The organism is Catellatospora sichuanensis, from assembly GCF_007483665.1.
GTDB classification, from domain to species: domain Bacteria; phylum Actinomycetota; class Actinomycetes; order Mycobacteriales; family Micromonosporaceae; genus Catellatospora; species Catellatospora sichuanensis.
Genome location: NZ_VIQO01000012.1, coordinates 142,367 through 165,973 on the forward strand (window position 1 = coordinate 142,367; position 23,607 = coordinate 165,973).

At 71.6% G+C, this 23,607-nt stretch carries 26 protein-coding genes; 9 read left to right on the top strand and 17 right to left on the bottom strand.

Features of this window, described 5'->3' with window-relative positions; genetic code table 11:
- Positions 1 to 151 precede the first annotated feature (151 nt).
- Positions 152 to 349 carry a hypothetical protein gene (locus tag FLL47_RS23945; RefSeq protein ID WP_144122807.1) on the top strand — a complete coding sequence of 66 codons (198 nt, stop codon included), beginning with the start codon at positions 152 to 154 and terminating at the stop codon, positions 347 to 349.
- A 54-nt stretch (positions 350 to 403) separates the two neighbouring features.
- Here the strand turns inward: FLL47_RS23945 and FLL47_RS23950 are convergent, their stop codons facing one another.
- The 5 genes from FLL47_RS23950 to FLL47_RS23970 form a co-directional block, all read right to left on the bottom strand.
- Entirely contained in the window at positions 404 to 1,339 is a 936-nt protein-coding gene (locus FLL47_RS23950) for a hypothetical protein (RefSeq protein WP_144122808.1), read from the bottom strand.
- A gap of 90 nt (positions 1,340 to 1,429) precedes the next feature.
- On the bottom strand, positions 1,430 to 2,608 hold the full coding sequence (locus FLL47_RS23955) for a serpin family protein (protein ID WP_144122809.1): 1,179 nt from the start codon (positions 2,606 to 2,608) through the stop codon (positions 1,430 to 1,432).
- A gap of 99 nt (positions 2,609 to 2,707) precedes the next feature.
- The gene (locus FLL47_RS23960; RefSeq protein ID WP_144122810.1) at positions 2,708 to 3,313 is read right to left on the bottom strand and encodes a hypothetical protein; all 606 of its coding nucleotides are present in this window, start codon (positions 3,311 to 3,313) and stop codon (positions 2,708 to 2,710) included.
- A gap of 103 nt (positions 3,314 to 3,416) precedes the next feature.
- The gene (locus tag FLL47_RS23965; RefSeq protein ID WP_144122811.1) at positions 3,417 to 4,097 is read right to left on the bottom strand and encodes a response regulator; all 681 of its coding nucleotides are present in this window, start codon (positions 4,095 to 4,097) and stop codon (positions 3,417 to 3,419) included.
- On the bottom strand, positions 4,094 to 5,383 hold the full coding sequence (locus tag FLL47_RS23970; protein ID WP_144122812.1) for a sensor histidine kinase: 1,290 nt from the start codon (positions 5,381 to 5,383) through the stop codon (positions 4,094 to 4,096). The genes FLL47_RS23965 and FLL47_RS23970 overlap by 4 nt, the downstream gene beginning before the upstream one ends.
- A 173-nt stretch (positions 5,384 to 5,556) precedes the next feature.
- Between FLL47_RS23970 and FLL47_RS23975 the strand changes: the two genes are divergently transcribed.
- From FLL47_RS23975 to FLL47_RS23985, 3 genes are all read left to right on the top strand, one after another.
- Complete coding sequence (locus FLL47_RS23975; RefSeq protein WP_144122813.1) at positions 5,557 to 6,237, top strand: ABC transporter ATP-binding protein; 681 nt, start codon at positions 5,557 to 5,559, stop codon at positions 6,235 to 6,237.
- Positions 6,234 to 8,687, top strand: a complete 2,454-nt coding sequence (locus FLL47_RS23980; RefSeq protein ID WP_144122814.1) for an FtsX-like permease family protein — start codon at positions 6,234 to 6,236, stop codon at positions 8,685 to 8,687. Before FLL47_RS23975 ends, FLL47_RS23980 begins: the two co-directional genes overlap by 4 nt.
- Positions 8,688 to 8,909: 222 nt before the next feature.
- Positions 8,910 to 9,089 (top strand): hypothetical protein, encoded by a 180-nt coding sequence (locus FLL47_RS23985; protein ID WP_144122815.1) that lies wholly within the window; start codon positions 8,910 to 8,912, stop codon positions 9,087 to 9,089.
- 12 nt (positions 9,090 to 9,101) lie between these two features.
- Here FLL47_RS23985 and FLL47_RS23990 read toward each other — a convergent pair whose 3' ends face one another.
- Positions 9,102 to 9,971: a methyltransferase domain-containing protein gene (locus FLL47_RS23990; RefSeq protein WP_144122816.1), complete on the bottom strand. Its 870-nt coding sequence runs from the start codon at positions 9,969 to 9,971 to the stop codon at positions 9,102 to 9,104.
- A gap of 276 nt (positions 9,972 to 10,247) precedes the next feature.
- Between FLL47_RS23990 and FLL47_RS23995 the strand changes: the two genes are divergently transcribed.
- Positions 10,248 to 10,454, top strand: a complete 207-nt coding sequence (locus FLL47_RS23995) for a hypothetical protein (RefSeq protein WP_144122817.1) — start codon at positions 10,248 to 10,250, stop codon at positions 10,452 to 10,454.
- A gap of 256 nt (positions 10,455 to 10,710) precedes the next feature.
- On the opposite strand, the gene FLL47_RS24000 is transcribed toward FLL47_RS23995, so the two are convergent.
- From FLL47_RS24000 to FLL47_RS24040, 9 genes are all read right to left on the bottom strand, one after another.
- Complete coding sequence (locus tag FLL47_RS24000) at positions 10,711 to 12,918, bottom strand: xanthine dehydrogenase family protein molybdopterin-binding subunit (RefSeq protein WP_144122818.1); 2,208 nt, start codon at positions 12,916 to 12,918, stop codon at positions 10,711 to 10,713.
- On the bottom strand, positions 12,915 to 13,388 hold the full coding sequence (locus tag FLL47_RS24005; RefSeq protein ID WP_144122819.1) for a (2Fe-2S)-binding protein: 474 nt from the start codon (positions 13,386 to 13,388) through the stop codon (positions 12,915 to 12,917). Before FLL47_RS24005 ends, FLL47_RS24000 begins: the two co-directional genes overlap by 4 nt.
- A 92-nt stretch (positions 13,389 to 13,480) precedes the next feature.
- A complete protein-coding gene (locus tag FLL47_RS24010; RefSeq protein WP_144122820.1) occupies positions 13,481 to 14,095 on the bottom strand; it encodes a hypothetical protein in 615 nt (204 codons plus the stop codon).
- 55 nt (positions 14,096 to 14,150) lie between these two features.
- The gene (locus tag FLL47_RS24015; RefSeq protein ID WP_144122821.1) at positions 14,151 to 15,704 is read right to left on the bottom strand and encodes a CotH kinase family protein; all 1,554 of its coding nucleotides are present in this window, start codon (positions 15,702 to 15,704) and stop codon (positions 14,151 to 14,153) included.
- Positions 15,704 to 16,390, bottom strand: coding sequence for a DUF4956 domain-containing protein (locus FLL47_RS24020; RefSeq protein WP_246158515.1), 687 nt, complete (start codon positions 16,388 to 16,390; stop codon positions 15,704 to 15,706). Before FLL47_RS24020 ends, FLL47_RS24015 begins: the two co-directional genes overlap by 1 nt.
- A complete protein-coding gene (locus FLL47_RS24025; RefSeq protein ID WP_144122822.1) occupies positions 16,387 to 17,301 on the bottom strand; it encodes a polyphosphate polymerase domain-containing protein in 915 nt (304 codons plus the stop codon). The genes FLL47_RS24020 and FLL47_RS24025 overlap by 4 nt, the downstream gene beginning before the upstream one ends.
- Positions 17,302 to 17,544: 243 nt before the next feature.
- A complete protein-coding gene (locus FLL47_RS24030; protein WP_144122823.1) occupies positions 17,545 to 17,925 on the bottom strand; it encodes a RidA family protein in 381 nt (126 codons plus the stop codon).
- A 138-nt stretch (positions 17,926 to 18,063) separates the two neighbouring features.
- Entirely contained in the window at positions 18,064 to 18,444 is a 381-nt protein-coding gene (locus FLL47_RS24035; RefSeq protein ID WP_144122824.1) for a hypothetical protein, read from the bottom strand.
- 105 nt (positions 18,445 to 18,549) lie between these two features.
- Positions 18,550 to 19,104: a hypothetical protein gene (locus FLL47_RS24040; RefSeq protein WP_144122825.1), complete on the bottom strand. Its 555-nt coding sequence runs from the start codon at positions 19,102 to 19,104 to the stop codon at positions 18,550 to 18,552.
- 109 nt (positions 19,105 to 19,213) lie between these two features.
- Here FLL47_RS24040 and FLL47_RS24045 point away from each other — a divergent pair, with 109 nt between their 5' ends.
- Together FLL47_RS24045 and FLL47_RS24050 are read left to right on the top strand one after the other, a co-directional pair.
- Positions 19,214 to 19,942, top strand: coding sequence for a neutral zinc metallopeptidase (locus FLL47_RS24045; RefSeq protein WP_144122826.1), 729 nt, complete (start codon positions 19,214 to 19,216; stop codon positions 19,940 to 19,942).
- Positions 19,943 to 20,117: 175 nt separating this feature from the next.
- Positions 20,118 to 20,756 (top strand): N-acetylmuramoyl-L-alanine amidase, encoded by a 639-nt coding sequence (locus tag FLL47_RS24050; RefSeq protein WP_144122827.1) that lies wholly within the window; start codon positions 20,118 to 20,120, stop codon positions 20,754 to 20,756.
- 100 nt (positions 20,757 to 20,856) lie between these two features.
- On the opposite strand, the gene FLL47_RS24055 is transcribed toward FLL47_RS24050, so the two are convergent.
- Complete coding sequence (locus FLL47_RS24055) at positions 20,857 to 21,123, bottom strand: DUF3040 domain-containing protein (protein WP_186315879.1); 267 nt, start codon at positions 21,121 to 21,123, stop codon at positions 20,857 to 20,859.
- 22 nt (positions 21,124 to 21,145) lie between these two features.
- Positions 21,146 to 21,613, bottom strand: a complete 468-nt coding sequence (locus tag FLL47_RS45220) for an FAD-dependent oxidoreductase (RefSeq protein WP_144122829.1) — start codon at positions 21,611 to 21,613, stop codon at positions 21,146 to 21,148.
- A gap of 156 nt (positions 21,614 to 21,769) precedes the next feature.
- On the opposite strand from FLL47_RS45220, the gene macS reads away from it, so the two are divergent.
- Together macS and FLL47_RS24070 are read left to right on the top strand one after the other, a co-directional pair.
- Complete coding sequence (macS, locus tag FLL47_RS24065; RefSeq protein WP_144122830.1) at positions 21,770 to 22,882, top strand: MacS family sensor histidine kinase; 1,113 nt, start codon at positions 21,770 to 21,772, stop codon at positions 22,880 to 22,882.
- A 17-nt stretch (positions 22,883 to 22,899) separates the two neighbouring features.
- On the top strand, positions 22,900 to 23,529 hold the full coding sequence (locus tag FLL47_RS24070; protein WP_144123005.1) for a response regulator: 630 nt from the start codon (positions 22,900 to 22,902) through the stop codon (positions 23,527 to 23,529).
- The last annotated feature ends 78 nt before the right edge of the window (positions 23,530 to 23,607 follow it).

Sequence of the window (23,607 nt, forward strand, 5' to 3'; positions counted from 1 at the left end):
TCACTCCCCCGCGGCACGAATTTCCGGGCTTCGTCGCATGAAGGTACAGTTCTTCCTGATCACTTGATCCATTTCACGCCCATGGCGTTTCTGGCACTCACTTGCAGACCGTGCTGGTCGAACCGCTCGTCGCGCTTGTGAAGGAGCCCCCGTGTCCGAAAAATTCGCTCAGCAGACCGACGCAGGACCCACGAAGATCGACAAGGCGAAGGTCCTGGCGGCCCTCCGCAGCAGGGGCCAGGATGGCCGAGCCGATTTCGTGGACCGGCAGCTTCCCGATGTCATCGACGTCGGGGCCAACGCCGGCCTGCTGAAAACCCTCGGTCTCGACGTCGCCGAGCTCTCCTGACACCTGCGCCATCGCCGGCCCGCGCCCTTGATCGACACCGGGTCCGACCATCTTTCACGCCTGCACAGGCGAGGCTGACGCATGGGCGGGCGGCTGCCAGAACAGGGCGGCCAGGCTGGGCAGGATCGCGCTCGGCACGGCCAGGAAGACCGCGTACTGCAGCGGCCATGCCAGGAACACCGTCAGCGGCAGGCCGCCCGGCAGTACCGGGCCGGGGAAATGGTCGTACGCCCACTGCCAGTGCACCGTGTTGGGAACCTCGAACGCCACCGAGATGACCGCTGCCGCGAGCACGATGGCGGCGAAGGGCACCCAGTAGCGGCGTGACACGGCGGTCACGAGCCCCCCGTCGAGAAGGGCGACGCCGGTGAAGGCAAGGACGGCGTAGCCGAACGGCGGGGCGGCCGGCGTCGGACCCGTGACGTCGAACGTGAAGTCGCGCTGCGCGTACCACCGGATGGACAGCGCGGCGAAGACGGCGAGAACGGCCACTCCGGCCGGCCAGAGCCGCACGGACCGAAGGACCGGCCGGCGGCGTACGGCGGCGTCGAGAACGGCTTTGGCCGCGAGGTAGCTCTCCACGATGAACAGCCAGTAGAGGGCGAAACCGGGAACGAGCACCAGCACGTAGAACCAGGTCGTCCACCACGGGTAGTACCAGAGCCGGCCCAGCCACTGCGCGACGATCTCCAGCACGAGCCCGGCGGCGACCCCGCATGCGAGCAGCCGCAGCAGCATGAAGGGGTCGCGCACGACGATGTCCCACAGGGATGTGCTGCCGAGGGCGCTGCAGATCCCTTCACCGGCGACGATGGCGCCGACCGCGAACAGCGCCGAGCCGAGACCCAGGGCGAGGACCGGCACGAATGCGAGCCCGAACATCCGCTGCTGAGGTGGTGCGAACACCCACGCGGGCACCACCACCTGCAGCCAGGAGGCCGCCATCAGCACCGAGCCGATGCCGATCTTCAAGGCTGCCGCCCGTCGCACCCTCCCATTATCGCGGTGTCGGCGCGCGACCGGGCGGCGTCACACCAGGTCAGGGTGCGGCTCTGTGCGTGGGCACGTGCTCGGCGGCGGTCACCCGGCGGCGCCGAAACCCGGCCCGGCCGACGGCTCGCCCTGGGCGACCCAGCCCGCGACGAGCACCAGGCCCGACGGGCGGTGCCGGGCCACGAACCCGAACGGCCGGTCGAGCAGCAAACGCACCTCAAGTGGGTTTCTTGCGGGCATGGCGCCACCGGCGCGCATGCCGAACGCGGTCACCACCGCCGCTTCGAACCCGTCCGCGGTGAACGATGCGGTCAGGTCCTGCGCCGCCGCGCCGACGCCCAGCGGGAAGTCGCTCACGCCGGGCAGCCGCTGACGGCTGAGGTCCGACACGGTACGCAGACCGAACACGTCGGCGTGGGCGAGCAGGTCGTGCGACGACGTCACCGTGAACCGGGGCACGCTCGCCCGCAGTCGGGAGGTGTCGTCGTAGGCCCAGCCGGTGCCGACGGTGACGCCCGGCGCGGTGTCGCCCTCGGCGAACTGCGAACCAAGCCTGCCCGGCACGGCTGACGGGGCGTCGATACCGGCGGCGAGCACCGCGGCGGCCGGGGTGTCGGGCAGGCCGATGGCCAGGTCGACGTCGATGCCGTCGGTGCCTTCGACGGTCAGCACGGTGACCGGACCGGCCGGGGTCTCGTACACGGCGAGCAGGTCGCGGTCGGCGGTGGTCCGGTGCAGGCCGGCCAGGTGCTGCCCGAGCCACGGTCCTGCCGTGGGGACGAGCCTGCCGTCGTCGAACGGGTCCTTCCACCGGGTCCGGGCGACCAGCGCCGAAGCCAGTATCAGCAGCGTGTCGGGGTCGACGGTCAGCGGCAGCCGGTCGAGCAGGCCGTCGGTCTGCTCGCGCACCCAGGCGTCCAGCGCCTCCTGTTCGCCGAGCACGCCCACGGTGCCGGGCGGCAGGCTGTCGCGCCACTGTGTACGCAGCTCAAGCCAGGGGCGGACCCAGGTGCCGAGCGCGGCACGCAACCCGGGCGCCGACTGCAGCAGTGCGACCAGTGCGGCCGCGCCTGCGACCGCCTCGTCGGCGGGCAGCCCGATCGCCGCCGTCAGTTCGTCGCGGCCGTCGCCGTCGGCGGCCGGGGCCAGGTAGGCCAGCAGCGGCCACACCCCCGCCCCGGACACGGCTGCCGAGGCCTCGGATTCGATCGTGGCCACCCATCGCCGCGTCACCGCGTTCGCGCCCGCCACCGCAGTCTCGATCACGGCGACACCCTATGCTTTCGCGGCAACGTGTGCGCCCCCGCATCAGAGGCGCCGAGCTGCGCGAGGAACGCTGCGCCGTACCCGCCGGCCGTCGGCCGGTCAGCGGACGCGGACCCGGCCGGCGGTGTAGCCCGCCAGGGCCTGGTCGATCGCGGAGACCGGTTGACGCAGCACCCGCACCGCCGTCCGCAGCCCTTTGACGCCCAGCACCTTGTTGGTCAGCACGCGCTGGACGTCCGGGTGCTCCAGGCCGGTCACCCCGGGCGAGCCGGGCCCGACACCCGGCGCGAGATCGACCACCAGGACCTGCCGGCCGAGCCGGCTCACCAGGCGCAGACCCTGCACGGCGGCCCACGGCAGGAAGATCGAGTCGGGTGCCGCGTCGATGCTCAGCCGCAATCCGGCCTCCGACAGGCGCATCGCCACCGGTGCGACGCCCTGGCCGGCCCACAAGGCGCGCAGCTCGCGGACATTGCGCAGGGTCCGGGCCCCGGACACGCCGAACAGCACGGCGGGCAGCACGTTGACCAGGCCGATCGGGCCTGCGATGGCGACCAGTACGGCGGCCAGGCCGGCGATCATGCCCGCACCTGCCAGGCTCACCCATGCCGAGATCGTCATCGCCCGCAGTGTCGTGATCCTGGCCCGTATCACGGCGTCCCGGTCGACCTCGACAGTGAACTCGTCGACAGCCCTGTTCTCCATCGGCACAGTGTCGCGGAAAGACCGGGCGCGCGGACACCCGCGCACCCTCGCCTCAGCCGGCGCGCGACCTGCCGAAGGAGCGGGCACGTAGCGGCCACGCAGGTCAGGAACCTGGGCTGACCAGGCCGCTCTCATACGCGAAGATCACTGCCTGGACCCGGTCGCGCAGCTGCAGTTTGGCCAGGATCCGGGCCACATGCGTCTTCACGGTCGCCTCGCCGAGCTGCAGCTGCGCGGCCAGCTCCGCGTTGGACAGCCCGCGCGCCAGCAGCACCAGCACCTCCCGCTCGCGGGCGGTCAGCGTCGGCAGCGCGCCGTAGTCCTCGCGTACGCCGGAGGTCGAGCTGAACCGGTCGACCAGCCGGCGGGTGATCGACGGCGCCAGCAGTGCGTCGCCGTCGCGGACCAGGCGCACCGCGTGCACCAGGTGGTCCGGTGTCACGTCCTTGAGCAGGAAGCCGCTGGCCCCGGCGCGCAGCGCCGCGTAGACGTACTCGTCGAGGTCGAACGTCGTCAGGATGATCACGCGGGTGGGTTCACCGGCGGTGGTCGTCGCCCCGGTCGCCAGCAGTCGGCGGGTCGCCTCCAGTCCGTCCATGCCCGGCATGCGGATGTCCATCAGCACCACGTCCGGGCGCAGCCGCCGCACCGCCGCGAGCGCGGCCTCGCCGTCGGCGGCCTCCCCGACCACGTCGATGCCCGACGCGGCGAGGATCATCGTGAACCCGCTGCGGACCAGCGCCTGGTCGTCGGCGACGACGACGCGCACCTGCTGCTCGCTCATGATGCCGCCGGGATGCGTGCGGTCAGCCGGAACCCGCCGCCCGGCGCGGCACCGGCGTGCAGGGTGCCGTCGTGCAGCCGAAGCCGCTCGCGCAGGCCGAGCAGACCGCGCCCGGCTCCCGGCCCGCCCGGCTCCGCCGTGGGGACCTCGTTGCTCACCTCGACGAGCAGGTCTTGCCCGTCACGGCGGATGTCGACCGCGGTGCGCGCACCCGGCGCGTGCCGTAGCGCGTTGGTCAACCCCTCCTGCACCACCCGGTACGCCGTCAGGTCCACCCCCTCGGGCACGTCCGCAGTGTCGCGGCGCAACGTCACCGGCTGGCCCGCGGCGCGTACCGCGTCGACGAGGGTGTCGAGTTCACGCAGGCCGGGCTGCGGGTGCAGGCGGTCGTCGACCGGCGCCATCAGGCCCAGCAGGTGGCGCAGCTCGGCCATCGCGGCCCGGCCGCTGTCCTCGATCGCGCTCAGCGCGCCCGCCGCCAGGTCGGGGCGCTTGTCGATGACCTTTCCGGCGGCCCCGGCCTGCACCACCATGACGCTGACGTGGTGGCTGACCACGTCGTGCAGCTCGCGGGCGATCCGGGCCCGCTCCTCGGCGATGGCGGCGCGGGCCGTCGCCGCCTGTTCCTGCTCGAGGGCGGCGGCGCGGCGAGCGGCCGCGTCGGCCCGGTCGCGGGCGTTGCGCAGCGCGGCGGCGAACAGGCCCGCGGGCACCAGCACCGCGAACGGGCTCGCCCACCCCGGCATCTGGGGGATCGACTGGGCGAACAGCGTCGCCGAGACCACCGCCGCGACGACCAGCAGCACCGCCGCCCAGCGCACCGAGCGGCCGTAGGCGACCGCCGAGTACGCGCAGATGAGGATCGCCAGGAAGCCCGGCCAGAGCAGGCCGTCCTGGATCACGAACACGGCCCCGGACGCGACGGCGAGCGCGGTCATCGGCCACTTGCGGCGCACCGCCACCATCGCCCCGGCGATCATGTTGACGGCCAGCATGCCGACCGACGTCCCGTCGCCCTCCTCGTGCGGGCGGAAGTCCGGCGGCGGCATCGGCACGCGGCCCACCCCTGGCACGTCCGGGATCGGCGGCATCTCGGGGATCTGCGGATACGGCGGCCGCACACCCATGCCGGGCAGGTCCAGCTGCACCGGTGCTGCCGCGTCACCCCGCAGTCCCCCACTCGTCGCCGCCCAGACGATCCCGGCCACCACGAGCACCGCCGCGAGGGCGAAGTCGGTGCGGGGCACTCCGAGGCGGTCGGGCAGGCGGCGCAGGTCTATCGGCACGCCGCCCATTGTGCCCAGGTCGGCCGGGTACTGCGTCCGCCGCGATGACTACGCGCCTCATCATCGTGGCGGACGCCACCGGGCCAGGTTCGCCCCCGCGCCGGACGCGCCGCCGCGCCGCCGCTTCCTACGGTCACCAGGTCCGAAGTCCGACCCGGAAGGGGCCATAGACAATGACCGAACTGATCCGCCTGCGCGACGTGGCGAAAGCGTACGAGGCGGCAGGGCCGCCCGCATTGGCAGGCGTCGACCTGACCGTGCACGCCGGGGAGGCCGTGGCGGTGATGGGCCCGTCCGGCAGCGGCAAGTCGACCCTGCTCAACGTCATCGCCGGGCTCGACCGGCCCACCGGCGGCAGCGTCGAGGTCGCCGGGGTGCGCGTCGACAAGCTGTCCGAGACCGCGCTGGCCCGCTTCCGCAGTGCCCACGTCGGCATCATCTTCCAGTTCTTCCACCTGCTCGACGAGATGACCGTGCGCGACAACGTGCTGCTGCCGGCCCGGCTGGCCGGGGCGCGCCCCGCCCAGGCCCGCTCGCGCGCCGACGAGCTGCTCGAACGGCTCGGCATCGCGGGCAAGTCCGACGAGTATCCGGCCCGGCTGTCCGGCGGCCAGCGCCAGCGCGTCGCCATCGCCCGCGCGCTGATGAACCGGCCGCAACTGCTGCTGGCCGACGAACCCACCGGCGCCGTCGACCAGGAGGCCGCCGCGGGCGTACGCGACCTGTTGCACGAACTGTCCGCCGACGGGCTGACCCTGCTGCTGGTCACCCATGATCCGCAGCTGGCCACGGCCGCCGGACGCCGGCTGATCACCATGCGCGACGGCCACGCCACCGAGGCGGTGCCCGCGTGAGCACCGAGCTGACCGACGACGCCCAGCAAGACGTGGCGACCGGGCCGGACGAACCGGGCCCTCGCCGCGACGCCCCGGCCACGCGGCCCGACGTGCCGCGACGCGGACGGGGCGGCAGCGCGGTCCGCGCCGCGGCCCGGTCCGCGGTCGCGCGGCGCAGGCTGCAGACCCTGATCGTCGGCGTGGTCGTGCTGCTGTCAGCGGCCACAGCCGTGCTCGGCGTCGGGCTGCTCGTCGCCTCCCACGGACCGTTCGACGACGCGTTCGCCGACACGCAGGGCTCCCACGCCACCGCCGTCATCCGGGCCGACACCCCCGCCGACCAGGTCGCCGCCACCGGCAAGGCCACCGGCATCGCCGCCGCCGCGGGCCCGTTCGACCAGGTCACCGCACCCATCGAAGGCATCTTCGGGCCACGCGGCATGAAATCGGTGATCGCCGGCCGCAGCGAGCAGAACGGGCCCGTGGACCGGCTGACCCTGAGCACCGGGACATGGCTGAGCGGGCCGGGGCAGATCGTGCTCACCCGGCGCACGTCCGGACCGCGTACCACCGTGGGCAGCGAGGTGACGATCAACGGGGTGAAGCTGCGCATAGTGGGTGTCGCCGCGTCGGTCACCGGCACCGCCGACGCCTGGGTGTGGCCCACGCAGCGCGACGTGCTCGACGGCGAGGACACCGCGCGGCAGATGCTCTACCGCTTCGCCTCCCCCGGCGTCGACGACACCGCGCTGCGGGCCGCCCTGGCCACGGTCACCGCGACACTGCCCGAAGGCGCGGTCACCGGCGTGACGACGTACCTGACGGTCCGCCAGGCGCTCAACCGGTCCATCTCCGCGATCGCGCCGTTCGTCGTCGCGTTCGCGGTGCTCGGCATCGTGCTGTCCGTGCTGATCACGGTCAACGTCGTCAACGGCGCGGTCGTCTCCGGATTCCGGACCATCGGCATCCTCAAGACCCTCGGCTTCACCCCCGGGCAGGTCGTCGCCGTGTATCTCGCGCAGGTGCTGGCCCCGGCGGTGGTCGGCGCGCTGCTCGGGGTGGCACTCGGCGCAGGGCTCGCCGTGCCGCTGCTCACCGAGACCGACGACGCGTACGGCCTGCCCGGCGACGGTGCAGGCGTCCCGCTGTGGGTGGTCGGGCTGGTGCTGCTCGCCGCGCCGCTGCTGGTCGCGTTAGCCGCCATCGGCCCGGCGACACGGGCCGGGCGGCTGCCTGCCAACCAGGCGATCAGCGTCGGGCGCGCGCCGCGTACCGGCCGGGGCTTCCGTGCCCGCCGGGCGCTGACCGCCTCACCGCTGCCCCGCCCGATCGCGCTCGGCCTCGGCATGCCGCTGGCGCGGCCGTCGCGGGCCGTGGCGACACTGGTCGCGCTGCTGCTCGGGGCCGTCACTCTGGTCTTCTCCAGCGGCCTGTCCGCGTCGATGACCGAGGTGAACACCGCGTTCACCCGCACCGACGCCGTGACCGTGGAAGCGCAGGTCATGATCAAGGGAGCGTTCGGCCCGGTGATGGCCCGGCCCGGCGGCGGCCCGATCGACCCGCCCGACCCCGCCGACGTCGCCGCGGCGGCGGCCGCGATGCCGGGCACCGCGCACTCGACGCTGCTGCGCGAGGGCGAGATCCGGGTCGCGGGCATCGGGCAGGAGGTCAGCCTCAACGGCTACACCGGCGACGCGAGCTGGAACGGGTACCGCCTCGCGTCCGGGCGCTGGTACTCCGGCGCGGACGAGGTCGTGGTCTCGTCGTACTTCCTGCGGCAGACCGGGTACACGGTCGGCGACCGGCTCACCATGCCGGGCGGCCGCGTGGTGACCATCGCCGGGGAGGTCATCGACGGCAGCGACCGGTACACGGTGATCGGCGACGCCTCGCTGGTGACCGAGCCGATGATGGCCCGGGTCGAGATCGCGCTGACGCCGGGGACCGACCCGGGCGCGTACGCGCAGGCGTTGCAGGCCAAGTTCCCGGAGCAGAGTTCCGGGGTGTACATCGAGGACCGCACCGTCAGCGAGGACGGTGAGACGATCCTGGTCATTCAAGGGCTGATCGCCACGTTGACGCTGCTGCTCGGGGTCGTCGCCGCGCTCGGCGTGCTCAACACGGTGGTGCTCACCACCCGCGAGCGCATCCACGAGATCGGTGTGCTCAAGTCACTGGGCATGACGCCGCGGCAGACCCGCATCATGGTCGTCACGTCGATGGTGGGGCTGGGGCTGGTCGCCGGGGTGATCGCGGTGCCGCTGGGCATCGCGCTGCACCACGCCGTCATCCCGATCATGGGCGAGGCGGCGAGCACCGCGCTGCCGCAGTCCGCGATGGACGTCTATCAGCTCGATGAGCTGCTGCTGCTCGGCGGCGCGGGCATCGCCCTGGCGGTGCTCGGCGCGCTGCTGCCCGCCGGATGGGCGGCACGTACCCGGGTGGCCACGGCCCTGCGGGCCGAGTAGCAGATCGGCGGCCCGCCGCTGCTGCCGGCGGGCATGGCACGCGGATCGGTGCCGGGCGAGGGAGTGCATCCCTTCGCCCGGCACCGGCTTGGCCGACACGTAGCCGAACCGCCCTGATCCCGATCAGGTGGCAGCGCGCCGCAATGAACAAATGGGGCCGTAGTTCGTCAGCCGAGACCGCCGCGCACGACTGATCGAATAACCTGGTCGTGGGAGGTCGGAATGCGCCGGATCATCACGGTGGGGCTCGTGTTGTGGCTGATCGTCGGCGTGGTGGCGGCGGCGCAGCGCGACTACTTCACCGGGACGCCTGCCGACTGCGACCGCGTCACGACCATCGCGGCCACGGCCCTGGCCGGCCCGTTGAACTACGTCGGCGCCGATCCGAGCGTCAGTTGTTAGGCCGGACGTCGCTCAGGCACCGGCCGCGGCGACGGTGATGCGCGCCTCCAACGGGCTGTTGCTGGCGACATAGTCCAGGCAGATGTCGAACTCGCGGCCGGCCCGCACGTCGATCGGCTGCTCCAGAAAGACGATCTGCGGGTTGAGCAGGAAGTCGGTCGGTTTGTCTCCGGAGATCCCCTGGGCGAAGTCGATCCGGTATGCGATCTTGACGGCGTTCGCCCGGCCGCTCGTCGTCGCCGTCAGCCGGACTCGTCCGCTGATCACAGGATCGGTCCAGTCCTCGAACCGGTTGCCGAGGTACATCTGGCTGTCGGTCAGCGAGCGGTCCCCGTCGAGCTCGGTGAACCTGGTGTCGAAGTTCAGCTTCAGGCCGTAGAGGTCCTCCTGGGCGCAGATGAGCTCGACGAAGTTCTGCATGGCCAGGGGAATCATGGCGCCGCCCGGTTTGAGATGACGGCGCAGGTTGTTGGTGATCTGCAGCTGCGGCTCGTAGAAATACCCGGCGCTGATCACCTCGCTGATGACGACGTCGACCTGCTCGGGCAGCTCGTAGCTCGTGGCGTCCGCGTGCACCGCGATGATCCGGTCCGACAGCCCGTTACGCCGGGCGTTCTCCTCGATGAGCGAGATGTGGTCCGCATTGAACTCCAGGCAGTAGACCCGTTCGGCGCCCGCTTTCGCGGCGAACAACCCCAGCAGGCCGGTGCCGCTGCCTGCGTCCACCGCGACATCACCCGGACTGACGGTCTGCGCGATGGCCGCCTGAAGGTAACGGACCCGGCGGACGTCGTAGAGACATGCCTGGATGTCGTATGTGGTGAAAGCCTTGTCGACGGCAGCCTTCGTCGCGCGACTCGCGTCCGCCATGCTGTCGGTCACGTCGGCCGTTCCTTCCGTCGATTGGTGCGGGCCCGGATCCGCGCTCGATGGCGCCTATGTCGAGTATCGATGCGAACGCCCATGACCAACATCCTTGCCGTCGGGTGCCGGACGCAACAGACGGGCGACCCGATCGGGTGCACGAACCGTCGCATGCCCCGAATGCCGTTCGCACTGAACCATTCTTGCCGTCGCAGTCCCTCATCGCGAGCGTCCACGCGATAGCCTGCCGACCATGCGGCGGTTCGGGCCGGATCGTCTGGAAGGAGACCTACGATGCGGCTGATCAGACTCGGCGCGATCGCAGCAGTTGTCGGCCTGGTCGGCGCGCTCGTCAATTTCTGGGCAAGTCGTGAATTCCCCACGACCTGGGGCGGCCCCAACATCGGCGGCGGAATCCTGCAGCTCCTGTTCTACGGGCTCATCCTCGCCGGCATCACTCTCGCGATCGTCGGCGGACTGACGGGGCGCAGGCGCGATTAGAAGCGCGCCGGGCGGAATTCCGCCCGCTGTGGCACGGCTGATTGAAGGATCCATGCCCGGCGCCGTATCCGGCGATTGCTCAGCCAGGAGTCGCGGCGCCAGCCATCACCCACCCCGAGATCCTGCCCGCGTTGCGGGCGTGCTGTCCGGACCAGGTCTGGCAGCAGGTGCGGTCGATCAAAGCGACCGACGCACGGCGGTCCCGAACCGGCTGATCCGTCGACAGGCGACAGGGCGGTCGGGTGCCGCCACCCCGTCACAGGCGCAGCGGAAGGCTCCGCAACCGTGGCCCACCAGCCGCGCGGACCGCGTTCGCCACCGCGGCGGGAACCGGACCGACCACCGGCTCGCCCATTCCGAAAGGCACCTCGCCGCCGCCGACGAAGTTCACCCGCACCGGTGGCGTGTCGGCCATACCCAGGATCTGGTAGCTGTCGAAGTTGTCGGACACGACCTGGCCGTCGTGGATCCGGAGTTCCTCGCGCAGCGCCGAACTGAGACCCATCACCACTGACCCCTGCGCCTGCAGCTTCGCCCCTGCCGGGTTGACCACCAGGCCGCAGTCGACCGCCACGTCGAGGCCGGTGACGCGCAGCCGCCCGTCCGACAGGTCGACTTCGGCGACCACGGCGACGACCGTGCCGACGTCACCGGAGCACGCGATACCCCGCCCGCGTCCGGCCGGCAGCGACTCACTCCAGCCCGCCATCTGCGCCGCGGTACGCAGGACGGTCCGCAGCCGCTCCTGTTGCTCGCCGGCCTGGCGCAGGTGTGCCAGCCGGTAGGTCAGCGGGTCGGTCCCGGCGGCCTCGGCAAGCTCGTCGAGGAAGCTTTCCAGCGCGAACGTGTTGGGCATCAGGCCCAGCCCGCGCCACGGCCCGGTCGGCACCGGCAGTTGCTCACGGCGGTTCACCAGCCGATAGGCGGGCAGGTCGTACGGCAGGAACAGGCCCAGCAGGCCGCCGGGATCGAACCCGAGCAGGCTGCGTACCGGCTCGGGCAGGCCCGCGACGGCCCAGATGATGTCGCCGGCGGCACTGCGCTGCTCCACGCCCCGGATCATGCCGTCGGACCCGATCGAACCGCGCATCGTGGTGTGCGTCGGCGGCCGGTAGAAGGCCTGCCGCAGGTCGGTGTCGCGGGTCCAGCCGACGTGCACCGGACGGCCCGTGGCCGCGGACAGCCGCGCGGCTTCGACAGCCAGGTGCTGGCCGCCCTTTCGCCCGAAGGAGCCGCCGAGCTGGGTGACGTGGACGACGACCTCCCGGTCCTCCCCGAGCGCGGCGTGCAGGTCCTCCAGCACGCTTTCCGGGCTCTGGGTGGGCACCCAGACCTCCACCTTCCCGACCGCCCCCGGCTCCACCCGGGCCAGTGCGGCAAGCGGCTCCAGGTGGGCGTGGGCCGCCATCGGCGTACGGTATTCCGCTTCGACGATCCGGCCCCGCGACAGGGCGTCGCGAATCGAGCCGTCCCTGCGCAGCACCACGCCGTCACCGGCGGTGACCTGCCGTTCGAGCGCGCCGGTGTCGACCCGGGTGCCGTCGCTCCAGTCCACTTTCAGGGCGCGCGCTGCCGCCCAGGCGCGGGTCCTGGTGTCGGCGACCACGCCGGCGAATCCGGCCTCGACGTCGATGACCACCTGCTGCACGCCGGGCATGCCGGCGGCGTCGCCCGGTTCGGCGCTCTGCAGCTCGGCGCCGAAGCGTGGCGGCACGGCGAACGCGCCGTAGCCCATGCCCGGCAGCCGGGCGTCGTAGCCGTAGGTCGCTTCGCCGAGCAGCTTCGCTCTGATGTCGACCCGGGGCACGGACCGGCCGATGCTGGTGAACTCGCCGGCCGGGCGCAGCGCCGGCTGTTCCTCCGGCTCCTGCCACGGCCCGTGGTGTGCGGCGATCACGTCGGGGTAGGCGATCCTGCGGTCCGTTCCGGCGACCTGGAAGGTGCCGTCGGCGGCGGTCAGCTGCTGTGTCTCGACGCCGAGCTGCCCGGCCGCGGCCAGCGCCAGCATCGCCCGCACGGCGGCGGCCGCTTCCCGGATCGGGGTGTACAGGGACGCCACCGAGGTGGATCCGAACGTGAACATCGTCGCCGCCGGGAACCCGCGTGCGGTGTCGGCCTGCACCACGGTCAGGCGGCTGGGCTGCACCCGCAGTTCCTCGGCCGCGATCTGCGCCAGCGCGGTGTGGATGCCCTGCCCCATCTCGATCTTCGGGACGTGCAGGGTGATGCCGTCGCGGGTCAGCTCGAACCAGACCAGCGACGACTCGGGGATCTCGGTCGGGCCGGTGCCCCGTTCCAGCATCCACTGCACCAGCGTCGGCCGGCCGTACTCCACCACGATCGGCGCGCCCACCAGCAGTGACCCGAACGTCGCCCCGGCCCCGATCAGCAGCCGGCGACGCGTTACCCGCCAGCGGCGGGGACGGCCGACCGGATCGGACGGATCGGCTTTCGCAGCGCTCATGACTCGCGGGCCAGCTCGGCGGCACGGGCGACCGCCGCCTTGATCGTGTTGTAGCCGCCGCAACGGCAGAGATTGGGTTTCGCGGCTTCGGCGATGGCGGCCTCGTCCGGAGCGGGATCGCGGGCCAGCAGTGCGACCGCGGTCAGCACGTGGCCAGGCAGGCACCATCCGCATTGCAGCGGGTTCTCCACGAACGCCTGCTGCACCGGATGCAACGCGACGACCTCGCCGTCGGCATCACGCTCGGCGAGACCTTCCAGTGTCACGATGGGACGGTCGCCGACCTCCGCAGCGGTGATCTGGCAGCTTCGCACCGGCCGCCCGGCCAGCAGAACGGTGCAGCAACCGCAGATCCCGACGCCACAGCCATAACGTGTGCCGGTCAGACCGAGCTCGTCGCGAAGCACCCACAGCAACGGCTCGTCGCCGTGCTCGATCTCGTGGTGCCGGCCGTTGATCAGCAACTGCATCGTGTCCGCTTCCGGAAAACCATGCGACGTAGTGTAGGCGGCGGCCGGCACCGCCGGTGGCCGTGCGTGCGCCGGATGGTTCCAGCGCCCCGTCACCGGGAAGCACGCGTCGACGCGACCACACCGCCTACCGCCGTCGCGACCAGTGCGGCCAGGATCAGCACCACCGTCGACAGATACACCAACCGCCAACTCAGCACGGTGGAGACGAACCAGCCGAGCAACAGCCCGCCGACCAGCCCACCGCATACGGCCAGCCCGAGTGCGAGGCGCACCTGCCCCCGCCGCTCGCCGACCTGACCGGTCAGACCGGCGGCGGCACCGAGCACCGCACCCGCGCCGAACCCCACGACCAGCCCGGCAGCCACCACCATGGCCGACGTGTTCGACAGCGCCGTCACCACGGCTCCGAGGAGCATCAGCGTCAGACCCGCCCCCACCACCGACGTCGGCGCGCGCCGACCGAGCACATATCCCAGCGCGGCACCGAGCATCGCGGCGACCAGCTGAGAGACGACGGCTACCGCGAGGCCCGCGGCGGTGACGTCGAGGTCGCGCTGGAGCGCGCTGCGCACCGGGCTCAGCAGTACGGCGAGCTGGCACGCCGCGAACATCGCGCTCAAGCCCGGCGCGATGAGCGTCCACGGCGGACGCTCGATCGGTGTGGCCGTGGACGAAGCAGACGGTGGGGCGCTCGGCTCGATCATCGGCCCATATTAGACACCTGCCGCCGTTTCTTCCTGTTTCCTCGTACGCAGCGGATCAGCCTTTGATCACCTCGTGCTCGGCCAGTGCCTTCGCGCGTTCCTGGATGAGTGAGCGCAAGCTGTCCACGTCGCTGCCGGTCGCGGCGGCGTCGTTGCCCGCCACGCCGGTCAGCGTGGCGGCGAGCCGGTCCAGGGCCTTCTCGGCGCTGTGCTGCGCGTAGATGACCCGGTACAGGTCGCGGTAGGCGGCCTCGTACTCGTCTCGGAACGTGTCCGCGGCCAGGAACCGCTCCTTGAGCTTGTTGCCGGCCATCAAACCGCCCCGGCCGCCGCCCGGCGGGTTGAACCCCTCGGGCAGCCGCGTGCCCTCGGGCGGGGTGAACTCGCCGCCCGGGCCGCCGAATCCGCCGCCCGGGCCGCCCATGCCGAGGGCGTCGTGCGGGCCCGAGGCAGCGCTCCCGCTGAAGGTCAGGTTGTGGTCCCAGCTGACCACCCGGAACCGCGCGGTGCGCAGGTCGTACCAGAGGTAGTAGTTCTTGCCCGGGCCGGCCATGTCATCGAAGTTGAGCAGCAGGTTCTGCGCCGCGACGTAGGCGGCGAACGAGCCGACGTCGACGTGGTCGGCCAGGTGCGCGGCGAAGTCCGCATCGGACGCCCCGTCGACCCACCGAAGCAGCTCGATGACAGGTTTCAGGTCGTGGCTGCCCTTGTCGTCGACCTGTTTGAAGTCGTCGGCGTACACGGTCGGATCATCGCCCTGATAGGCGAACCGGCCGGTGCTCAGCGCCTTGTACAGAACGCCGTCGCCGAGGCTGTCGGCGAAGTTCTCGTCGGGGTGCTCGACCAGCAGCCTGGCCTTGACTGGCCGGCCGTTGACCTGGAACCCGGCGTAGGCGTACCGCTGCGCGGGCTGCCCGGCCGCGGCGAGCACGGCCAGCGAGACGGCCTCGTTGAGCACCGCGCCGCCGCCGCCCATCCCGGACACCCGGACCGCGATCTCGCTGCGGCCCTGGTAGCGGCGGCCTTTGGCGAACTCGTCGAAGCTCATCAGCCACGGCAGCTCCTCGGGTCTGGCACTGTCGAGGCTGACCCTGCCGAACCCGCCGCGACGGCCGCCGCCGGGCCGCGTCTGCGGTGCGCCGCCGGGCGGGCCGTCCACCCGCACACCGCCGCGGTCCTCCCGCAACGAGGCGGTCTGCCCCTCATGGGTGAGGCCCATCAGCGTCGAGTTGCCCTTGAGCCGGATGCCGACGTCGCGGATCAGGGTGCCGTCGACGGTGACGTCGGCGCGCACGTACTCCTTCTCCCCCGTCGCCATGTACTCGTCGAACATGCGCTGGTAGTCGGCTTCGGTGTAGGTGACGGTCAGCGTGTGTGCGATGGACGCGTCGAACAGGTCGACCCTGCCCGGGACGTCGAAGGCCACCTTGTCGTGCGAGCCCGCGGCCTGGCTGGTCACGATCGGCGTGACCTGCACGTTGCCGGCCAGCAGGACCAGCGCAGCCATCGCGGCCACGCACGTGGCCAGCAGTTTCCAGTAGTGGCGCACCCGCACCGGGATGCGGTGCCGCAGCCGCGCCGACGGCGGCCGGGATCCGGGCTCGGCCATCACAGATCCGTCTGGTCGTATCCGGTCAGCACGGTGACCCGCTGCCCGGAGGTCAGCTCGCCGAGCGCGCTGATCAGGTCGCCGGGCTCGCTGCCCTTCTTGAGCCGCACCGTGTACATCAGCTCGGTGAGCGCCCCGCCGCGGATCGACTCCATGCTGACGAGCTCGAACTCGGTGGTGAGACGGATGAGCACGTCGGAGATCGCAGCGGTGTACTCACCCTCCGGCGGCACCTGGACCTTGACGACCTGCCGCTGCACCGACAGCCGGAACCAGCTGAACCGGAACATCACGAAGATGACCAGGCAGATCGAAACGGTCGCGATGACCGCCAGGCTGTAGAAGCGTGTGCCGACCGCCATCCCGACGGCCATCACCAGGAAGATGAACCCGACGTCGCGGGTCTCCTTGATCGCGTTGCGGAACCGGACCACCGACAGGGCGCCGACCAGCGCGAACGCCCGCGCGATGTTGGACCCGACGACCAGCATGATCAGGGAGACCAGCATGCCGAGCACGACCAGCGTCTGCACGTAGGACTGGCTGTAGGACACGTTGCGGTGCGTGGCCCGGTACACCCAGCCGATGACCGCGCTGAGCAGAAACGACAGCGCCATCGCCAGGACGATGTCGGTGACGCTGAACGTGCCGGTGAGGTCCTGCAGTTCGAAGTTCATTCCGATCATGCCTTCGTGCTCGGGGCCGCCGCGGCGGCGGCGTCGGGGGTCGCAAGGTGCGGTTCGGGCGGGTCGGCGTCGTGGTCGGGCACATGGAAGACCGAGCGCGGCGCCCGGCCGAACGCCTCGACGCTCTGGCAGTACTTCGACACCCGCGCCACGGACAGCTCGGCGCGGGCGGCCAGGTCGGTCAGCCAGTACGGCACGCGGTCGTTGGCCTTGACCTCCAGCACCGACATCGACGCCGGGATGATCAGCCGGTTCTGCGCGTCGGAGCCCAGGTGGAACTCGCGGTCGCGGCCGCGCACGCGGTGGTCGAGGGTGACCCGCAGACCCAGGTCGGCGTCGTGGCCGACGTAGGCCTCGCGCTGGTAGCCGGTCATCGCGACCGGCCGCAGGTCGAGCCCCTGCAGCAGGCCGAGAACCTCCTGGACGAAGGCGGTCTCCCCGGGCCGGTGCCGGACCATCTGCCGGCCGTCGCACAGCAGCCGCGCATCGCCGTAGGGCAGCGCGACCCGGCGCTTCTGCGTGACCCGGTTGACCCGCTGCTTGATCTCCACGTACACCGTGGTGTCGTCGTCGATCGCGACGCGGTCGCCGTAGTGCCGGACGCGCAACTTGCGCCGGAACCGCAGGCCTTCGATCTTCTCCCAGTAGAAGCGCAGCAGCCTGGTGTCGTAGTAGACGCTCCACACGCCGTAGCCGCCGCCGACGGCGTGGCTGTCGAGATCGAGCCTGGCCCGCAGTTCGTCGCGGATCGCAGGCAGCCGCGACGTGTGCACCAGATACTTGATCTCGTAGCGGTTGAACGCGTGCAGCGTGCTCGGCGCGCGCAGGGCGTGGCCGCCGCGGTCGTCGGCCGTCCGGGGCAGCGGGTCAGGGCCGGATCCCGGCGGCGCGGAGCGGGGACGCAGACGCATGCGTGTGCCTTCCTCTCGTCCGAGGGCCCGCCACCACCCGGCACCGGGTGAACGGCTGATGGACCCAGGATGTCCAGCAGGTCAACGCGAACCAGGGTGAGCGGCGATTCTCCAGACCCCGCCAGGAGACCCTGGGAATCAGCTGAGAACCACACCACCGGCACCGACGGCGCTGACCCGTGGACGGTCACGGCCTCACTACGGCCGTTCGCGGCCGGTCCACGGATCAGCGGTGGCGGGCGGTCAGCCGCCGAGGTAGATGACCGCGTCGATCTCGATGTCGAACCCGTCGAGCGCCACCGGCACGGTGGTGCGGGCGGGCAGGTTCGTGGTGCCGAAGAACTCGACATAGATCTCGTTCATGGCCGCGAAGTCGGCGAAGTCGCGCAGGTAAACCCCCACCCGCACGGCCTGGCTCAGGTCGCCGCCGACGGCCCGCGCCACCGTCGCCAGGTTGGTGAAAGCGGCTCTGGCCTGCTCGGCGAAGCCGCCGGTCACCCACGTGCCGTCCGGCAGCACGGGACAGGCGCCGGCCAGGAACGCGAAGTCGCCGGCGACCACGGCGTGCGAGTACGGCCCGCCGGGCGGCGCCGCCCCTTCAGCATTGACGATCTTCTTCGGCACGGTCGGCCTCCATGTCGGACTGTGTACGGACGGTGCACCTGCCCGCCATCATCGCCGAGCCGCGAACCGAGCGCAGCGGCCGTCCCAGCCGGGTGCGTCGGCACGGCGTGCCCGCAGCCGCCCGCAGCATCGCCGGCCTCAATCGTCGGCGGACTCGTCCGGATGTGCCCGGACGGGCAGCCCGACCAGCTCGAACGGGTGGACGGTCAACCGGTACTGCTCGGCGGTCAGTTGTTCCGGTTTCCAGAGCGCGGCGGCCGCCTTCAGCGTGGCACCGATCGCACCGCTGATCGCACCGACCCGGTAGGACCAGAACTGCGGCCCACGCGCCCGCAGGTCGGCCCGGATGCGACCGTCCAGCTTGCTGAACGCCGCCGCCGACAGCTTGGGCGCGGGCAGTCTGCCGTGCGCCCGGAAGACCTCCATCCGCGCCTCGTCGACGCGGTCGATGTCGTCCGCGCTCAACTGCGTGGCAGCCACGATGAACCGATCGACCTCGACCGGGAAAACGATCGCCATCCGGACCCGTCCTCTCACCACCCGCCAGGAAACGAACAAGATCCTATGAGCCGGGTACGACGGCCCGCGGCTGCGCCGGGCGCAGGGTGCCAGGTGCCGCGAGACCTAGCGCGCCACCTGCTGCAACAAGCCGTGCACGAACATCAGCCGGTGCACCGCGCCCGCAGCGTCGGGCACGTCCACTCCCCAGCGGGCCGGCACCTCAGGATCGCGCTGTCGTGCGTCCGGGAACCTGGCCAGCACGTCCCCCACCACACACGACCACGGCGCGAGCCGGTCCACCGCGCCCAGTTCCGGCACGAGTGCGTCCGCCGACCGGACCAGCCACCCGTGCAGCACGAAGCCTTCCGTGCCGACCAGCGCCTCCCAGCGCAGGTCCGGCCACAGGCCCGGCAGCCGCCACTGGTGCGCCGTCAGCATCGCGTCCCCGTAGGGCACCTGCCGCCGTTGTTCGGCCGGGCCGAGCACCGCCTCGTACAACGCCAGGCCCTTCGGCGCCGACCTCGACCGCTGCAACGTCTGCCACCGGTTGTGCGCCGCCATGTACTCCGCATGCGTGGCCGACAGTTCAGCACAGGCCGCCTCGACCAGCTCAGGCTGGAAATCGGCCATGCGGCGCAGCAGCATGAGCTGGAACTCCCGCCGCGCGAACCCCTTCACGTCGCGAGCGTATGGCAGCGGTGCATCTCACCGCACTGCAACCGACTGAACACGCGCCAGAGTGGGCATCGGGTTGCAACATGGAACTCCCCGTGAAAGGACGGAGCCGATGCCCGCCCGTTCCCGCACCCGCTGGACCGTCGCGCTCACCGCAGCCGCCGTGCTGACCCTCGGCTGCGGCACGCTGCCTGACCCGACGCTGCCCGAGGACCCCACCTCCCCGCCCACCGCGCCTCAGACGACCCCGACCGCCAAGGTCGACGGCACCAAGACCGTCGCGGAGTTCCAGGAGGACGCCAAGGACGCCGTCGACCTCGCCGAGAGCTACTGGTCGGCCGTGTTCGACGCCTCCGGCGTCACCTTCCGGCCCGTCGGCGCCGTCCGGCCGTATCGCGACAGCGGCGACCTCGCCTGCGGCCGCGAACCGATCCCCGCCGACAACGCCGTCTACTGCCCGGCCGGCGACTTCATCGCCTACGACGCCGACTGGGCCGTCACCGCTTTCCGCCGCATCGGCGACGCGTTCGTCTTCTACCTGCTCGGCCACGAGTACGCGCACGCCGTCCAGGCCCGCCTGGGTGTCGAACACCGCTACGGCATCGACCACGAACTCCAGGCCGACTGTATGGCCGGCGCCTACCTGGGCGACTCGGTCCGCCGCGGCGACCTCAGCCTTGCCGACGGCGACCTGGACGAGTTCCGCAGCGGGCTGCTCGCCGTCGGCGACCCCGAAGACCAGCCCTGGTTCGCCCCCGAATCCCATGGCACGGTCGCCCAGCGCACCGATGCGTTCTTCTCCGGCTACGAGAAGTCCCTGAAGACCTGTGGTCTCAGCTGACCGGACCCTGACCTGAGTCCGGTGGGGCGGGCCTTGTCCTGGCCGTCCCACCGAACCGTCCGCGGTGTGTAGGAAATCGCCATACGGCAAACTTTTTACGTAAGACATCTTCATAGATGGATTGACATGTAATAGATTCACGCCGTCCCCGTCCCTCTCCCCCAGAGGTGAACACATGAACGGCAGCTTCAGCCTGCGCCGGCGCACTCTGCTCGCCGCGGCCGCGGGCCTGGCCGCGGCACCCTTCGCCGCCGCACCGGCCTTCGCGGCCGTGCCCAAGGTCTACCTCGACCCCGGCCACGGCGGCACCGACGGCGGCGCGGTCGCCAACGGCCTGCAGGAGAAGACCCTCACCCTCAACATCGCCCTGCAGACCCGCGACATCCTCAAGGCGAGCTACAGCGTCGACGTGCGCATGTCGCGCACCACCGACATCACCCGCAGCCTGGCCTACCGCACCGACGACGCCAACGCCTGGGGTGCCACGATCTTCGTCAGCATCCACATCAACGCAGGCGGCGGCACCGGCTTCGAGAGCTACCGCTATCCCGGCACCGGTGCGACCACCCAGCGCCTGCACAGCCTCGTGCACAGCAACGTGCTCAGCAACATGCGCTCGGTCGCCGCGGTCACCGACCGCGGCCAGAAGACCGCCAACCTGCACGTGCTGCGCGAGTCGAACATGCCCGCCGTGCTCACCGAGAACCTGTTCATCGACACGGTCGCCAACGCCAACCTGCTCAAGCGCGCCGACTTCATCACCGCGACCGCCCGCGGGCACGCCCGCGGCATCGCCGCCTTCCTGGGACTCTGAGTCCGGCCACCACCGACCGGTGCGGGCCTGCCGCACTCCCACGGGCCCGCACCGCCGCCGAACCACTACGACCCGGCAAGCCCCGCTCGATGCGAGCCCTTCACACCCTGACCGCGATGCCCGAGCTCGTCTCGACGAACAGGCCGACCAGCCCTGCGCCAAACGTGCCCACCGCCAGCATGACGATCAAGAGCCCCACCGCGGCAGCGGTCATGGCGAGCCCGAATCGCACCAGGTGCTGCCTGCGGTATTCCACCGGTGCGAAGGCGACACCGTTGCTCATACCCGCGACGAAAACCGGATCACTGGCGCGGGTGTACTCGGCCAGCCCTTCCAGAAGTTCCTGCTCCTCCGAACGCAGCGACATCGCTCCACCTCCTGCGCTCCAGTTACCCCGCACATGCGCTTGCATACCGTCCGCCGCGCAACGTTCGGTGGATCAACGCCGAACAGGTCTGCCGGAAACGATCGGAAGGCGAGTCGTACCCGGGCTCGCCGGTCACCGGCGCCTGGGCCCTGCCCCGGATCAGCCGCACCCCGCTGCCGGTCAGCTCCGCGGCCGTCTCGGCGTCGTCCCAGTCGTGTGTGGCCTGGTCGCGGATACGCCGGGCGACCATGGACCAGTCCGACGCGACCGTGGCGGCACCGGCCAGCCGCGGCACCCGGTGCGCCTCCGCCAGCACGTTGCCCGCGCGGACCATCATCTTCGTCGGCACGCAGGCCCAGTTGTGGCACTCCCCGCCGAGCAGGTGCTCCTCGACGCCGACGACCGTCAGCCCACCGTCGCGCAGCCGGTGGGCGACGTCCTGACCGGCCACGCCGAGTCCGATGACCACCGCGTCCACCTGCTCACCCATGTACGGGCAGTGCCCTGACGGCCGCTTTTGCAAACCAGGCACGGGCGCGCGCCCGACCAGGCCCGGTTGACACGCGACGACGGATCCTCTTGTCTGGCTGCCGACGATGATCCAGCACCGGTGCGGCAGGCAACGGCTGGAGACGGGAGATCGCCGATGGGACTGCAGGCGCCACTGTGGCGGGCCGTCACCGTGTTCCGGGTGGCCGCGCTCGTGTACGCCACCGTCCTGATGCTCGCCGGCTTCCGCGACTTCACCCGCCCCTGGCTGGGTTGGGCCGTGCTCGCCGCGATGATCGCCTGGACCGCCGTCACCGGCGTGCGCTACCACGATCCCGCGGGCCGCAACCGGACCTGGCTGGCCGCCGACCTGGCCGTCACCCTGGTGTGCCTGCTCGCGTCCACGCTGGTCGTGCCGGCCGCCAAACTCGGCACCGGCGGGCCCACCCTGCCGATGGCCTGGGTCGCCGGAGCGGTGCTGGTCTGGGCGCTACGCGGCGGACGGCGCGCCGGCGGCATCGCCGCGCTCATCATCGGCGCGGCCGACCTGTTCCTGCGCGGCGAGGTCACCTCCGCCACGGTCAACGGCACGGTGCTGCTGCTGCTCGCTGGCGGGGTCATGGGCTACGTGTCCCGGTTGACCGACGACGCCGAGACGCGGCTGCAGCGGGCCACGGAGCTGGAAGCCGCGACCCGCGAGCGCGAGCGGCTGGCCCGTGGCATCCACGACTCGGTCCTGCAGGTGCTGGCGCTGGTCCAGCGGCGCGGCACGGAACTGGGCGGCGAGGCCGCCGAGCTGGGACGGCTGGCCGGGGAGCAGGAGGCCGTGCTGCGCGCGCTGGTGGGCGTGCACGATACGGCCCCGACCGCGGGCAGCGCCGATCTGCGGCTGCTGCTGGGACGGCACGGCTCGCCGCGGGTCACCGTCGCCATGCCCGCGACGCCCGTACTGCTGCCTGCGGCGGTCGCGGCCGAGCTGGCCGCGGCTGCCGGCACCGCGCTGGACAACGTCGCCACCCACTGCGGTCCCGGGGCGCGGGCCTGGGTGCTGGTCGAGCAGGAGCCGGACGCGGTCACCGTGTCCATCCGTGACGACGGGCCGGGCATCGCGCCGGGCCGGCTCGCTGAGGCCGCGGCGTCGGGCCGGCTCGGGGTGGCGCAGTCGATCCAGGGCCGCATCCGTGACCTCGGCGGGGCCGTCGCCATCACCAGCGGACCCGGCCAGGGCACCGAGGTGGAACTGCGCGTGCCGCTGCCCCGACTAGGCTGACCGTCGTGGTGGACGTGATGGTGGTCGACGACCATCCGATGTGGCGCGACGGTGTGGCCCGTGACCTCACCGACGCCGGCTACACGGTGGTCGCCGCGGTGGGCGAGGGCGGGCAGGCGGTGCGTATCGGCCCGTCGGTGCGCCCCGACGTCGTCGTGCTCGACCTGCAGTTGCCGGACCTGTCCGGGGTGGAGGTCATCCGTGGCCTGGTCGCGGTCCTGCCACAGGTGCGGGTGCTGGTCCTGTCGGCCAGCGGCGAGCAGCAGGACGTGCTCGACGCGGTCAAGGCCGGCGCGGCCGGATATCTGCTGAAGTCGGCGGCGCGGGAGGAGTTCCTGGACGCGGTGCGGCGTACCGCCGAGGGCGATGCGGTGTTCACGGCCGGGCTCGCGGGCCTGGTGCTGGGCGAGTACCGGCGGCTGGCCGCCGCGCCCGGGGACGGCCCGGACGCGCCTCGGCTCAGCGAACGCGAGACCGAGGTGCTGCGCCTGGTTGCGAAAGGGCTTACCTACCGGCAGATCGCCGAGCGGCTGACGTTGTCGCACCGCACGGTGCAGAACCATGTGCAGAACACGTTGGGCAAGTTGCAGCTGCACAACCGGGTGGAACTGGTGCGCTACGCCATCGAGCAGGGCCTGGACGACTGAGCGTGCGCTGAGTACTGCGCACATCGCGGTTGAGTGCCTGAGCGGATTCGCCCGCGCCGCCCGGCTGGCTGAATCGGG